The following is a 13,147-nucleotide window of genomic DNA, read 5'->3' on the forward strand; positions in this document are numbered from 1 at the left end:
ATAAATAACCCCTCAATTTAAAAATTCTTCCATCTAGTATATCATATTTTTATACGGATACTCTTAAAGAAGGGACTACTTAATGAAATTGATTGGTCGAAGTGTTCAGGAAGTGAGTAGACTGAATAGAAGGTGAAGTTAAAAGGGAGGAATATATTTTGCTTTTCATTGGAGTGACAGGCTGGGGAGATCATGATTCTTTATATATAGACCCCTATGAAAATAGAAATAAATTACGAACATATAGTGAGTATTTTCCTATAGTCGAAGTGGATAGTTCATTTTATGCGATGCAACCTGCACGAAACTATACAAAATGGGCAATGGAAACACCGAAAGATTTTTCTTTTATTGTAAAAGCATATCAAGGAATGACAGGACATATGAAAGGTAAAATCCCTTTTTCTACGATTGATGAGATGTTTGATGTGTACAAACAATCTATTCTTCCTTTAATAGAAGCTGATAAATTAAAAACGATTTTATTTCAATATCCACCATGGTTTGATTGTAAAAAGAAAAATGTGGATTTTCTTCGATATACGAAAGAAAAAATGGAAGGTTTGCCGTGTGCGATAGAATTTCGAAATCAAACATGGTTTTATCCAGAAATGAGAGATAAGACGTTACAGTTTTTGGAACAGGAGAAATGGATTCATACAATTTGTGATGAGCCACAGGCAGGGATGGGTTCGGTACCGCTCATATTAGAAGTAACGAATGCAGAGATGGTGTTAATACGTTTTCATGGCCGGAATGTTCATGGGTGGCTTGATAAAGGAGAAAATTGGAGAGCGGTTCGCTGTTTATATCGCTACAATAATAAAGAATTAGAAGAATGGGTAGAAAGACTAGAACAATTAAAAAAGAAGACAAAGGACATATATATACTATTTAATAATAATTCAGGCGGAGATGCAGCTGATAATGCGAAACAGCTTATGAAAATGATGAACATTACATATGGTGAGCCAAAGCCTGAGCAATTAAATTTGTTTGAATGATAATAAACAAGAAAGGCACTGTACAAACAGGGGGAATGTACAGTGCCTTTCTATATGAAAAAGAGGGGTAACAATGTTACTGAGCGTTTGGTTGATTCATCAATTGTTGGCTTCGTAATAAATGATAATGGTTATCATTATCATTGTCAATAGTTTTCCGAAAAATAAATAAAAAACTTTTTATGAGATAGTAACGGTAGGGAGATCCCTAATAGAAGTTTGGCTGAAGTAAAGAATTGTTTCGAGGTAGATTTCCAGCAGCCCCCTGATAAAGTATAAAAAAAGAACAGCAATTAATGCTGTTCTTTTCCAGTGACGAATTGTTGTAAATCAAAAGGAGTTATCGCTTGGATAAATTCTTTTGAGATAAGTGTTTGAACAAGAGTACTTTCAGAAATAGAAGCACCTGTTTTCTTTTCATAAGCTTGTTTTAATAAATCAAGTTTTTCAGCCGTTTCTTTCGGTAATTCAATTGTTAATGTGTTCATAATTTCTCCCCCTTACTATTAGAGTACCACTACAATATAGGAGAGACAAGCAAAGAGAGTGTGAAACATAAAAAAGGTTACCATTTATAAATGGTAACCTTTTTTATGTATAAGAGTTATTAAGCAATACCGATATACTTTAAAGTTTTAGATGGAGTACTATGGTCAAAGAAGTGTTGTAAAAATGCGATATCAACACCTGATTTGTATGCACAATATCCCCAAGTTTTTCGAAGTGTATGTGAGCTAATCCCTTCTAATCCAACTTCTTTTGCAGCTTTGTTTAAAATGTACCATGCATGTTGTCTCGTAATAGATTTTGTTCCCTTTTGAGACTTTAATAACGGTTCATTACGTTTCCAAGTTTTACGTTCTTTCATGTAGTCTTCGATCGCGTGCTGTAAGTCTTCATTTACAGCAAACCATTTATGTTTCTTTACTTTTTCATTGTAAAATAAAATGGAATGGCGAACATTTTCATTTTCATCGATTACATCACTAACTTTTAATTGTAAGATTTCACTTACTTTTAAGCCAGAATTTACAGCTAATACGAATAATAAGCCATCACGTTTCGAAGATTGTAAAAGTATATTTTTGATAGTTTCTAATTGTTTTTCATTTTGAATAGGTTGTCCTGCTTGTTTCATTTCACGCACTCTCCTCTTTTATATGTGTAAAGGAAAGGATTAACTTGTTTCTTACTATAAAGGGAGAGTGTGAATTTCATGTGAACTCCTAGTGAAATTAAGACAAATTATTTGACTTCTTTTACTTTTTGTAAATTAAAGTAGAATATAACACTATTAGTCGTGTTATATACGCCGTATTCGGCATGGTGGAGATCTAAAATGTTTTTTACAATAGATAAACCGAGACCAGTACCACCAGTATGACGGCTACGAGATGCATCTAAACGGTAGAAACGATCCCAAATTTTTTCAAGACTTTCTTCTGGAATAGGGTTTCCTGTGTTTTCGATTTCGACTTTTACTGTATCTTCCATTGCCATAACCGAGACTTGTATTTTTTCTCCATCTGGCGTATAGCGAATTGCATTGCTAAGTAAGTTCACAACCACTTGCTCAATACGACTACGATTCGCTTTCACAAATATAGAAGGGTCTACATCTATATTCACTTGTAAATGTTTTTCCTCCATGCTAAATAATAACTTTGTATAGACTTGTTGAATTAATTCACCGATTGAAAATGTCGTCATATCTAGTTTGTACGTACCTGATTCTAATTTTGCTAATTCTAACATTTCAACAATAAGTCTGTTCATGTTTTCTGTTTCTTCTAAAATAACATCTGTGTAATACGTCGTATCTTTACTAACACCATCTTTAATTCCTTCTGCGAAACTTCTAATTACACTGAGCGGTGTTTTTAATTCGTGTGATACACCAGAAATGAATTCTTTTCGCGTTTTCTCTAATTGACGTTCACGTTCAATATCTTGTTGTAATTTTGTATTGGCAACATTTAATCGATCGATTCGATCTTTTAAATTTACAGACAACGTATTAATACTACCGGAAAGTCCGCCAATTTCATCATCTGCTGTTACAGGTAATTTCTCGCTAAAATCAAAATTGGCCATTTTCTTTGTAACGCGATTAATTTTAATTAATGGTTTCACAATGATTTTTGAGTAGTAGAAGGATAACAAAATAATTACGAGAAATACGATGATTAAGGCATAGACATAATAATCTTTCAAAACGAGCATCGCTTCATTAACAGGTTGCAAGGATGCTATCGCAAAAGCATATTCTTTAATCTCTCCATTTTCGATAATAGGTTTTACAAAGATACTATTCTTTATATTCTCTCCGCTATCTATTATATAAGTGTTTAATTGCTGCGAGTTAGCAGTGCCATTTCTAATAAGCTCTGCAAAATATTGAACGGCTTGTAATGTTTCAATATCATTTGCAAGACGAACCTCGGCTTTCGATGGAAGCTGTAACTTAGATATAGTACCAGTAAACTCAATTTGAGTAACAGTTTTGTATCGGTTTGTAAGTCTATTTTTAGAAGGGTTACCATTAATAGATGAAAAATCTGAATTGGTATATTCGTTTTGCCATCGATTATAATTTGTTGTCAATTTTATTGGTGTTATTGTTTTGTTTTGTAGCAAACCGACGACGTTTATCACATCGTCTTTTTTCAATCCTAAGTTTTCGAATTTCTTATATTCTTCGGGTGTTAAAAGATTATTGAGCGGAATGGAATATGTTTCATTATTTTTAGGGTTAAATACATCAATGTAGTAATTGTTGTCGCTTTTAATAATGCCATTCGTATTTAAAAATTGCATGTCAGCATTTGTTTTATCATGAAATTCTTGTTTTAGTTTTCGAATTTCTTCATAACTTTTCCCACTTTTTTCGTACGTATCTACGAACTTCTCAAAAGCAGTTTGAACTGTTTTTACTTTTTTATTAATATAAAATTTCTCTAAAAATAGAGATTGTCCTAGGAAAAAAAGGAGGAATATGATTGTAAATAATGTTGATGTTAATAAAAATAGTTTAAAGACGATACTTCTGTTTTTCACTGCGTCACCTCTTGTGAGAAATACTGTAAATGATTACTTTATTATAACAAACGTTACAAAAAAGTAGAGGAGAAAATCTGTCTCTTCCGAAAGTAGTTTTTAATAAAAAGTCACATAAAAAGAACTCGACAGACGTATGACGAGTTCTTTAATGTATTATTGTTGAATTGCTGCATCTAAAGCGATTTCAATCATTTCGTTAAATGTAGTTTGACGCTCTTCTGATGTAGTTTCCTCACCAGTGAAGATATGATCGCTTACTGTTAATACAGATAACGCATTTACACCGTATTTCGCTGCTAATGTGTAAAGAGCAGTTGTTTCCATTTCTACTGCTAGTACACCGTAATCTCCAAGTTTTTTAACCATGTCCATGCTTTCACGGTAAAATACATCTGCTGTTAAAACGTTACCAACACGAACGTGTAAGCCTTTTTCAGTTCCAGCATCGTAAGCTTTCTTTAAAAGGTCGAAGTTTGCAGCTGGTGCAAAATCAAAACCAGGGAATGTTAAACGGTTCATATTAGAATCCGTACAAGCTGTCATTGCAATAATAACGTCACGTACTTTTACGTCTTTTTGAATGGCACCGCAAGTTCCAACGCGAATTAAATTTTTAACTCCGTAGCTTTGGATCAATTCGTTTACATAAATAGAAATAGAAGGAACACCCATACCTGTACCTTGAACAGATACACGTTTTCCTTTATAAGTTCCAGTGAAACCTAACATACCACGCACGTTATTATAGCAAGTAACGTCCTCTAGAAATGTTTCAGCAATATATTTTGCACGTAATGGATCACCTGGTAATAGAATAGATTCAGCAATTTCGCCTTGTTTTGCTTCGATATGTACACTCATGAAAAGTCCTCCTTATAATGTATTGATAGAAATCAATATCATTTGCATTATACACTACGAATCCTTTCAATTAAAATCTTTTTATTATTTATAATATGTGCAAAGCAGGAGGATTTCATAAATCATAATCTAGAATATATATGTAAGAAGTTTTGTATGAACAGAGACAATAAATATGGTAGGTGATGTTTTGAAAAATCTTGTCATTGGACTTGTTGCTTTACTATTTATTGTAGTAGGAGGATTTTACATAAAAAAGTATCAGGAAACTACAGAGACTGTAGGTGATGTTCAGGAAGTAAAATGGGATGTGTCAAATGGAAAAGGAAATGAGAAGGTAAATATTTCGTTTCAATTATTAAATAATAAAAATAATGAAGTTCGTGGTGTGAATGATCAAATTCGGGCAATTATTGTAGACGGACAATTAAAACATGTACAACAAATGAAACCTACATTCGCAGGGAATGGATCATATAAGGTATCTTCTAAAATAGCGAAAGATGAAGGGTATACAATATTTTTATATGAAGACAAAAATAAGTCTGTGCAATCATTTGCGAAGAAAGATTTTGGGAAAGAAATGGACGAGAAAAATAAGAAAAAAGTAAAATTTCCAATCGATAGTGTACTTACAAAAAAAATAGGGGAGTATGAAGTTTCTCTTTTATTTGGTGCCTTGCATCCAAATGAACCAGCGACGTTAACATTTCAATTCCAAGCGAAAAAGGGTGAAAAATTGAAATTACATTCAGAGAGGGGAGAAGTAGAGGCGCTCTATATCGTGGACGAAACGAGGGAAAATTTTTTATACGCAATACCTGTTGATACAGATGAGCAATTACAATATCGTATTACATTTCCTAGTGAAGGAACGTATAAAATATGGGGGGATTTCTATATAAATGGTAAGAAATATGAAAAAGAATTTATTGTACAAGTTCAAAAAAGAAAAAACAGCTAGATCTTTAGCTGTTTTTTCTTTTTCCTATTAATTTTGTAACAGAGAGCATTGTAAGTGGTAAAGAATGATTCTTTCTAAATGCCAAATATTTACCGCTCCATGCTGGTTTATATTTTTCTTTAAAATGTCGTAACCCGCTGAAACTATACGTATATCGAACATTATTAAAGATGGCAGCAGCAACCCGTTCAGACCAGAAAGATTGTGTTGATAAACCTACATTTGAAAGTGGTGCCATACCAATATTAAAGGAATGATATTCATTTTCTTTTGCCCACTGGAATAAGTGGATGAAAATTGCATCCATAATGCCGCTAGGTGCATCTGGATAATATCGCATTAAATCAACAGATAATGATCCGTCTTGATATACGGGCATAAAGGTTGTGAATGCGATAATCTTTCCATCCGCATCAGATAATGTAGCGATAGGAGCACGGCTAATATATTCACGATCGAAGTATCCGAGTGAAAAACCTTTCTCTTTTTTTCCACCGAGCCATGCATCAGAAACTTTCCGTAACTCTTCAAATAACTCGTCTGAGAATGGCGGCTGATGAATAGAGAATGTATAGCCTTCTCTTTCAAAACGATTGAAAGTCGCTCGCATACCAGCACGTTTCTTTCCTGTTATTGTAAATGTATTTAAATCAACGACAGCTTCTTCACCAAGTTTAAAGAAGTTATAACCAAAATCATGATATAAACTCATCCATTTACTTTCGATTTGATAAAATACACAAATGTATCCAAATCGATCAGCTTCAGCTAAAAACTCTTGTAACACAGTACGATAGGAGGACGGGTCACCAATTGGATCGCCTAATACAACAAGACGTTTTCCAGTTATGGAGAAGAGAAGGAGTGCTTTCCCGTCACTACTGAAGAAGAATTGCTTATCACCCAAAAATCCTAAATGACTAAGTACATTTCCATTATGTTCATCTAAAAAGTTTTGTAACCTTTTGTCATTAGCTGGTTGCCCGGGAAATTCATTTCGATAACGATTGGCAATGAGTGAGCCAATCAGTAAAAAGGTAGGAACGAAAAAGGCAGCTGCTAATGCACTTCGTTTCACTTGCGTAATATTACGAACGACAAAATCAGGTTTGAAAGCTTCTTTTGCACCTGCAAATAAAATACCTAAGTTTTTATATAAATATAACGTTACAAGTAAGAATATAAAAACTTTTACCATATCAGAAAGTGAGACTTCCATTTTCTCGCGCACAAATCTTTTTCGAAGCATATATAATACCGCGAGTACGATTAATAAAATAAACGTTTCTTCAATATCAATTCCTTTTAGTGTATTAAAGATAGCCGCTCCAATTAAAGAAACAATCGTCATATAATAAGAGCGTTTTGTTCCATAATATATCCCACGTGAAAGGATTAGGAGGAGAATACCGAATGTTAGTGATAAGCTAAAAGAAAATTGAATAAGATGTTTTGGAGCTAGAATATGTAAGGCGTGTGCTCTGTTTATACTTGTCGGTAGAATGGTCGATAAAATAACCATTAGTCCAGCAAATACTGTTAAAGCAGCAGATGCCCATGAACCAAGCTTTCCTAGAAAGTCACGCTGCAAAGTCCATATAACACCAGTTGTTTCTAATGCAGGCGCAATAAAAGGTTTATCTTCAAACTTTTTAATGGCTACACCTGTCATTTCAAAAGCTGCAAAAATAAGGCCAAGGCAGAAAGGTAAAATGTAATAGACGAGGCGATATAATAACATAGCAGGTAGTAATACACCTGTATCAATGCCGTACTGTCCGAGTCCAGTTAAAAAAACAAGATCAAATGAACCAAGTCCACCAGGCACAAGACTAACAACGCCAGCTAAAGCAGCGATTACATACACACCTAAAAACTTTTGAAATTCGATGTCGATACCAAATAATATTAATATGACGTACATAACAATACCAGCAGATACCCACTCAACTAATGAAACTAATGAGTATAAAACAGTTGGGTTTTTCTCTTCTCCTTCTTCTTCTTGTCCTTCAGTTTGCTTTGTTTTTCTATTTTTTAGTTTAGAAAAGCCAATATATATAGGGACGAAAAGAGCGAAAAAGATAAGAACAGGCCATAGCCACGGTTTTTCATGCAAAATAAAACTTGTGTCTAATATTCCAATCAGGCCGAGGAATGAGAGAATGGCTAATCCGTTAATAAAAGCAGTTGTCATCCAGGCGATACTTTTAATAAGTTTGCCATTTTCTTTTATGTATGGACGATAAAGCATTGTGCGTACACCAGCTCCAACGAGACCACCAAATCCGATAAAGCCATTTAAAGTATTAGCAATCCATGAGATGCGGAAAATCTTTTGGACTGGTATATCAGCTTTTAAATAACGAAGCATAACATAGTCATAAAAGAACATTGTCGATACGGCAAATGCGCCAAGTGTAATTGCTAAAAAGACTCCTCCGGTGGGAATGTTTTTAATTGTATCGATTGCTTCTAAAAAAGAAATGCCTGCTAATTCTTTTTTTGCTTGAAAGAATACAATTGTTAATACAACAAATGGGAAGATAATTTTCCCGATTTGTAAGAAACGTTTCCATGAAAACGACATAAATACAACTCTCCTTGTATAAGAAAACTGAGACAATAATATTATTATGACAAACTTCAAGAAAAATAAAAAGGTAAATTCCTGTATGGGGAAGCTATTTTTTATAAGGATTATATTTGAAAGAGTATTTCGTTTGTCAGAAAATTAAGTTAAAATGAAATGAAAGAAGGAAGAGAGGGGAAGTAGATGATTATAATAGGTTATGCGGGATATGAGTTAGAGAAAGCAAAACCTAATACATCAGAAGATTTTTTTAATAGATCTGAAGTGACATATATATTAAATGATAAAGAGAGAACTTTTTCTGTTTTATACGTTCGATATTTTGAAGAAGTTTTACTAGAAATTACTCCTTTTGAAGGAAATCCAGTATGTAAAGTAGAAGAACAAGACATATATTTGCGGGATATTGTAGCGATATGTTGTTTAGTGAAAGAGAATGAGCATCGCATGCGAAAACGCTTATATTTAAATACTATAGAAGAATTCCGACAATATTTTGATGAGGGAACAGTGGTGAAAGTACAAGAAATATTGGCTGAATTACATAAAAATAAAAGAGTAGAAATAGCGTGAAATGGCAAAGGAGAGGGAAAAAATGTCTAATCTGATGGTTGAAAATCAAACAGAACAAGTTTCTATGTTTTTAGAAGATGTTATTACTTTGATAACCAATTATGTAAATTATCATACGTTGCCTTCTTTATTAGAAGAGGCACCGGCAGGGAACGAGCAATATTATAAAGGGTTATTAGCATCAATAAGGCGTCTTCTTGTTTTTTGTGAAGAAGGACATGATGCATGTTTTGTTTTGTTGAATAGCCAGCCATTTCGAAAAACAGCAGCTGAAAAAATTTTATATAAAATTTATCATCAAGTAATTGCAGAGTTTTTTTCACCAAAGAGTGATCATTGGTATGAAAATAGTCGGTCTGCCTATACAGGGAAAAACTCCATCGTGTTTCAACAAACGCCACCTGCATCTATAGAGCAAGTAATGAAGAATTTAGAAGGTAAATTTCAATTGATGCGTGAAGAACTAGAATATTATGAGACGGATTACCAAACAAAGATGTTACACAAATATTAATTGCGAAAAAGAAGCTAAGGGGACTTAGCTTCTTTTCCTTTTGTACAGTTATATAAGGGATTTCCTTTGAATATATTTAAGGGGATAGCATTAAGGAGGTGTAACATGAGTCAGCAAGGTGTATTTACAGATTACTTTCATGAAGTAGAAAGCTGGTGTGAAAGTGTTCTTCACGTATTAGATAGCCGTGCAATGGAAGTGTATGATGTCCATATGCTTGCTTATAAAATTCAAACGTTATTAGACCGTATGAAAGAACATGAGTACGACACAGATGCAGAGTTTATGTATGAAATAAGTGATGATGTAGAACATATTCAGCATCATTTGCAGGAAGTATTTGTACAGGGTGAAGAGGAATATGAATTATATGAAAGAGGGGATAGTGAACGAGCTGTTCCAATTGGAGGGCATACACTTCCGCCATTACCGTATCCATATAATGCGTTAGAACCGTATATTTCTAGAGAAATTATGATGTTACACCATGATAAACATCATCGTAGTTACGTAGAAGGGTTAAATAAAGCGGAGAAGAAGATGGAAGAAGCGAGAAAAACGAATCAATTTGATTTGATTAAGCATTGGGAAAGAGAAGCGGCTTTTCATGGATCGGGTCATTACCTGCACACAATATTTTGGAATAACATGAAAAAAGATGGTGGCGGAAGTCCAAGGGGGGCTTTTTCACAACAGATTGAACAAGATTTTGGGAGCTTTTTACGTTTTCAAAAACATTTTACTGAAGCAGCTTCTAAAGTGGAAGGGTCAGGATGGGCGATTCTCGTTTGGGTGCCACGATCTGGAAGGTTAGAAATTTTGCAGAGTACACTTCATCAATTATTTACACAATGGGATACGATACCGCTCCTTGTACTAGACGTGTGGGAACATGCGTATTATTTACAATATCAAAATCGTAAAGATGAATATATTAAAAACTGGTGGCATGTTGTAAATTGGCCTGATGTAGAAAAAAGATTTGTAAGTGCAAAACAAATTGAATGGACACCGTATTAGACGCATATTGTATGCGTCTTTTTTATCCTGTAAACGCCCGAATATTAAGGACTATTAATCAGTGGAAGATGAGAAAATCCCTAACTAATTAAAGTTTTGCTTTATTGAGAAGAGAAGGAGATTTCGTTCATATTTTAAAAGGCCAAGCATACACTTGTACAAAAAGTGCCAAAAGGACGTGGGGGGAAATATGAGACGAATTTGTGTAATCATTACGCTTCTTATTATGTATGTAAGCGTTATGCCAATTCCTACATATGCAAAGATGAACAGCAATGTCAGTGCTCGTAATGCTGTATTAATGGAGCAACATTCTGGACGTGTATTATACGGAAAAGCAGAACATGAGCCGCAAAAAATTGCTAGTATAACAAAAATTATGACTGCCTTGTTAGCTGCTGAATCAGGAAAAATGAAAGAAATGGTCTCGGTTAGTAATGAAGCAGTGAGAGTAGAAGGATCAGCAATTTATTTGAAGCCTGGACAGAAAGTAAAGTTAGAGGATTTAGTATACGGACTCATGCTTAGATCTGGTAATGATGCAGCACAAGTAATTGCTGAAAATGTAGGAGGGAGTATAGAAGGGTTTGTATATTTAATGAATGAAAAGGCGAAACAAATTGGAATGAAAGATACTCACTTTTCAAACCCACATGGTTTGGATGGAGATGGATCCCATTATTCGTCGGCCTATGATATGGCACTTTTAACGAAGTATGCAATGGGGAACGAAACCTTTAAGAAGATTTTTGGGACAAAAACGTATAAATCAGATTCGTGGGATTATCCGTGGAAAAACAAACATAAACTTGTGACGTCTTATTATGAATTTGCAACAGGAGGAAAAACAGGATTTACGAAGAAAGCAGGACGGACGCTTGTTACAACAGCAACAAAAGATGGACTAGATTTAATTGTCGTAACTTTGAGCGCTTCTAGTGATTGGGATGATCATATGAATTTATTTGATAAAGGTTTTGATCGTTTCAAGCAAACGAACGTTGTAGGACAAGGAGCTCTTGCTGAAATTACTGAAAAGAAATATGCCAATCATGTTTACACGAAAAATAATTTTGCGGTGCCTTTAACTGAGCAGGAAAGAAAGAATGTCGTATTAAAAGTTGAACTCGATAAAAGTGCAAAACTTAAAGATGGCGTAAAGGTTGGAAAGACAGAAATTTATGTTGGCAATGAGAAAGTTGGAGAACGGAATTTATTTTATAGTAAACGAAAGTTAGTAGCTACAACGGGAATGTACTGGAATAATGTGAAAGAAATTTTTTCTCATATGATAGGTGTTGGGAGCGATGGTTAATCTCGTATGGGTAGCGATGGCGGTCATAGGGATTGTATATGCCATGATAAATGGAACGATGGAAGCAATAAATAAAGCCGTATTTGACGGGGCAAAAGATGCAGTAACAATTTGTATAGGACTTATTAGTGTTTTAGTATTTTGGCTCGGCTTAATGAAAATTGCAGAGGAAGCAGGATTGCTAAAAAAGTTAGTGTCACTTTTTATGCCGATAGTAAAAAGGTTGTTTCCAGAAATACCGAAAGATCATCCGTCAATGGGATTTATTTTATCGAATATGATGGCAAACTTTTTTGGATTAGGTAATGCAGCGACCCCTCTTGGTATTAAAGCGATGGAACAATTGAAAGAGTTAAACGGAGGGAAGGATTCGGCGAGCCGTTCTATGGTGACTTTTCTCGCGTTAAATACATCAGCGATTACTTTAATTCCTACTACTGTCATTTCGATTCGAATGACGTATGAATCAGCGAATCCTACTGAAATTGTTGGGGTAACATTCATTGCACAAGTACTCTCTATGATCGGAGCGATTTGGATTGATCGCTATTTTTACCGAAGAAGGAGTAGGAAGGGGCGGAAAAAATGAGTATTGTCAATACGATATCATTATGGGTAATCCCTTGTGTAATCGGTTTTATCCTTTTATATGGAACGATAAAGAAAGTTCCGACGTATGAATCTTTCGTTGAGGGAGGAAAAGAAGGGATTCAAATTGCGATCTCTATTTTACCGTTTATGGTTGGAATGCTCGTATCTATTTCTATATTTCGGGCTTCAGGTGCATTAGATGCAATGATATCAGTAATGAAGCCGATATTAGATTTAATTCATGTCCCAGCAGAAATTGTTCCACTAGCACTTATACGCCCTATTTCAGGCTCTGCTGGTTTAAGTATAACGACCGATTTAATTGCCACATATGGGCCAGACTCGTTTATTGGAAGATTGGCTTCTACGATGCAAGGGAGTACAGATACGACTTTTTACATTTTAACAGTATACTTTGGAGCTGTTGGAATTAGAAAAATGGGAGATGCATTAAAAGTAGGACTTTTTGCCGATTTGATTGGAATTATTTGTTCAATTGTGTTTGTTTCTTTAATGTTTAAGTAATACTATTCATTTTTTATGCTATTTCGCTTATAATATGTATACGACCACTATTAAGGTGCTGCTTAATAGTGGTTTTTTTATGCGGTATTTTTGACAAAATGATGAACTTTTATTGTGAGAAATATGA

General features: G+C 34.3%; 13 protein-coding genes. 8 read left to right on the forward strand and 5 right to left on the reverse strand.

All coding sequences use genetic code 11. The features are described from left to right. Positions 1 to 158 precede the first annotated feature (158 nt). The gene (locus ACQVV1_RS12765) at positions 159 to 1,004 is read left to right on the forward strand and encodes a DUF72 domain-containing protein (protein WP_242251167.1); all 846 of its coding nucleotides are present in this window, start codon (positions 159 to 161) and stop codon (positions 1,002 to 1,004) included. 293 nt (positions 1,005 to 1,297) lie between these two features. On the opposite strand, the gene ACQVV1_RS12770 is transcribed toward ACQVV1_RS12765, so the two are convergent. The 4 genes from ACQVV1_RS12770 to deoD all read right to left on the reverse strand — a co-directional run bounded on the left by ACQVV1_RS12770 (position 1,298) and on the right by deoD (position 4,925). Next, positions 1,298 to 1,492: a DUF3924 domain-containing protein gene (locus ACQVV1_RS12770; RefSeq protein WP_001094861.1), complete on the reverse strand. Its 195-nt coding sequence runs from the start codon at positions 1,490 to 1,492 to the stop codon at positions 1,298 to 1,300. Positions 1,493 to 1,611: 119 nt separating this feature from the next. Further along, on the reverse strand, positions 1,612 to 2,142 hold the full coding sequence (locus ACQVV1_RS12775; protein ID WP_000806236.1) for a tyrosine-type recombinase/integrase: 531 nt from the start codon (positions 2,140 to 2,142) through the stop codon (positions 1,612 to 1,614). A gap of 107 nt (positions 2,143 to 2,249) precedes the next feature. Further along, on the reverse strand, positions 2,250 to 4,061 hold the full coding sequence (locus tag ACQVV1_RS12780; RefSeq protein ID WP_063224417.1) for a sensor histidine kinase: 1,812 nt from the start codon (positions 4,059 to 4,061) through the stop codon (positions 2,250 to 2,252). 156 nt (positions 4,062 to 4,217) lie between these two features. Further along, on the reverse strand, positions 4,218 to 4,925 hold the full coding sequence (gene deoD, locus ACQVV1_RS12785) for a purine-nucleoside phosphorylase (RefSeq protein ID WP_000110707.1): 708 nt from the start codon (positions 4,923 to 4,925) through the stop codon (positions 4,218 to 4,220). Positions 4,926 to 5,100: 175 nt separating this feature from the next. Between deoD and ACQVV1_RS12790 the strand changes: the two genes are divergently transcribed. Then, complete coding sequence (locus tag ACQVV1_RS12790; protein WP_199677584.1) at positions 5,101 to 5,889, forward strand: DUF8832 domain-containing protein; 789 nt, start codon at positions 5,101 to 5,103, stop codon at positions 5,887 to 5,889. Between the two features lie 4 nt (positions 5,890 to 5,893). On the opposite strand, the gene mprF is transcribed toward ACQVV1_RS12790, so the two are convergent. Continuing rightward, on the reverse strand, positions 5,894 to 8,479 hold the full coding sequence (gene mprF, locus ACQVV1_RS12795) for a bifunctional lysylphosphatidylglycerol flippase/synthetase MprF (RefSeq protein ID WP_242251168.1): 2,586 nt from the start codon (positions 8,477 to 8,479) through the stop codon (positions 5,894 to 5,896). Between the two features lie 186 nt (positions 8,480 to 8,665). Between mprF and ACQVV1_RS12800 the strand changes: the two genes are divergently transcribed. The 6 genes from ACQVV1_RS12800 (at position 8,666) to spmB (ending at position 13,020) form a co-directional block, all read left to right on the forward strand. Next, complete coding sequence (locus tag ACQVV1_RS12800; RefSeq protein ID WP_063224414.1) at positions 8,666 to 9,055, forward strand: hypothetical protein; 390 nt, start codon at positions 8,666 to 8,668, stop codon at positions 9,053 to 9,055. Positions 9,056 to 9,077: 22 nt separating this feature from the next. After that, positions 9,078 to 9,569 (forward strand): YpuI family protein, encoded by a 492-nt coding sequence (locus ACQVV1_RS12805; protein WP_063224413.1) that lies wholly within the window; start codon positions 9,078 to 9,080, stop codon positions 9,567 to 9,569. A gap of 105 nt (positions 9,570 to 9,674) precedes the next feature. Further along, a complete protein-coding gene (locus tag ACQVV1_RS12810; protein WP_242251170.1) occupies positions 9,675 to 10,589 on the forward strand; it encodes a superoxide dismutase in 915 nt (304 codons plus the stop codon). Between the two features lie 190 nt (positions 10,590 to 10,779). Next, a complete protein-coding gene (gene dacB / locus ACQVV1_RS12815; RefSeq protein WP_063224411.1) occupies positions 10,780 to 11,904 on the forward strand; it encodes a D-alanyl-D-alanine carboxypeptidase DacB in 1,125 nt (374 codons plus the stop codon). Further along, complete coding sequence (gene spmA, locus ACQVV1_RS12820) at positions 11,897 to 12,493, forward strand: spore maturation protein SpmA (RefSeq protein WP_000247806.1); 597 nt, start codon at positions 11,897 to 11,899, stop codon at positions 12,491 to 12,493. Before dacB ends, spmA begins: the two co-directional genes overlap by 8 nt. Further along, the gene (spmB, locus tag ACQVV1_RS12825; protein WP_098557124.1) at positions 12,490 to 13,020 is read left to right on the forward strand and encodes a spore maturation protein SpmB; all 531 of its coding nucleotides are present in this window, start codon (positions 12,490 to 12,492) and stop codon (positions 13,018 to 13,020) included. The genes spmA and spmB overlap by 4 nt, the downstream gene beginning before the upstream one ends. Positions 13,021 to 13,147: the final 127 nt, after the last annotated feature.

Origin of the sequence: Bacillus basilensis, from assembly GCF_050630465.1 — a bacterium.
GTDB classification, from domain to species: Bacteria; Bacillota; Bacilli; order Bacillales; family Bacillaceae_G; genus Bacillus_A; species Bacillus_A basilensis.

Coding starts and splice junctions, on each gene's coding strand:
- deoD (WP_000110707.1), bottom strand. CDS start 4,925: ATGAGTGTACATATCGAAGCAAAACAAGGCGAAATTGCTGAATCTATT.
- ACQVV1_RS12810 (WP_242251170.1), top strand. CDS start 9,675: ATGAGTCAGCAAGGTGTATTTACAGATTACTTTCATGAAGTAGAAAGC.
- ACQVV1_RS12790 (WP_199677584.1), top strand. CDS start 5,101: ATGGTAGGTGATGTTTTGAAAAATCTTGTCATTGGACTTGTTGCTTTA.
- ACQVV1_RS12770 (WP_001094861.1), bottom strand. CDS start 1,492: ATGAACACATTAACAATTGAATTACCGAAAGAAACGGCTGAAAAACTT.
- spmA (WP_000247806.1), top strand. CDS start 11,897: ATGGTTAATCTCGTATGGGTAGCGATGGCGGTCATAGGGATTGTATAT.
- ACQVV1_RS12805 (WP_063224413.1), top strand. CDS start 9,078: ATGTCTAATCTGATGGTTGAAAATCAAACAGAACAAGTTTCTATGTTT.
- mprF (WP_242251168.1), bottom strand. CDS start 8,479: ATGTCGTTTTCATGGAAACGTTTCTTACAAATCGGGAAAATTATCTTC.
- ACQVV1_RS12775 (WP_000806236.1), bottom strand. CDS start 2,142: ATGAAACAAGCAGGACAACCTATTCAAAATGAAAAACAATTAGAAACT.
- ACQVV1_RS12800 (WP_063224414.1), top strand. CDS start 8,666: ATGATTATAATAGGTTATGCGGGATATGAGTTAGAGAAAGCAAAACCT.
- dacB (WP_063224411.1), top strand. CDS start 10,780: ATGAGACGAATTTGTGTAATCATTACGCTTCTTATTATGTATGTAAGC.
- spmB (WP_098557124.1), top strand. CDS start 12,490: ATGAGTATTGTCAATACGATATCATTATGGGTAATCCCTTGTGTAATC.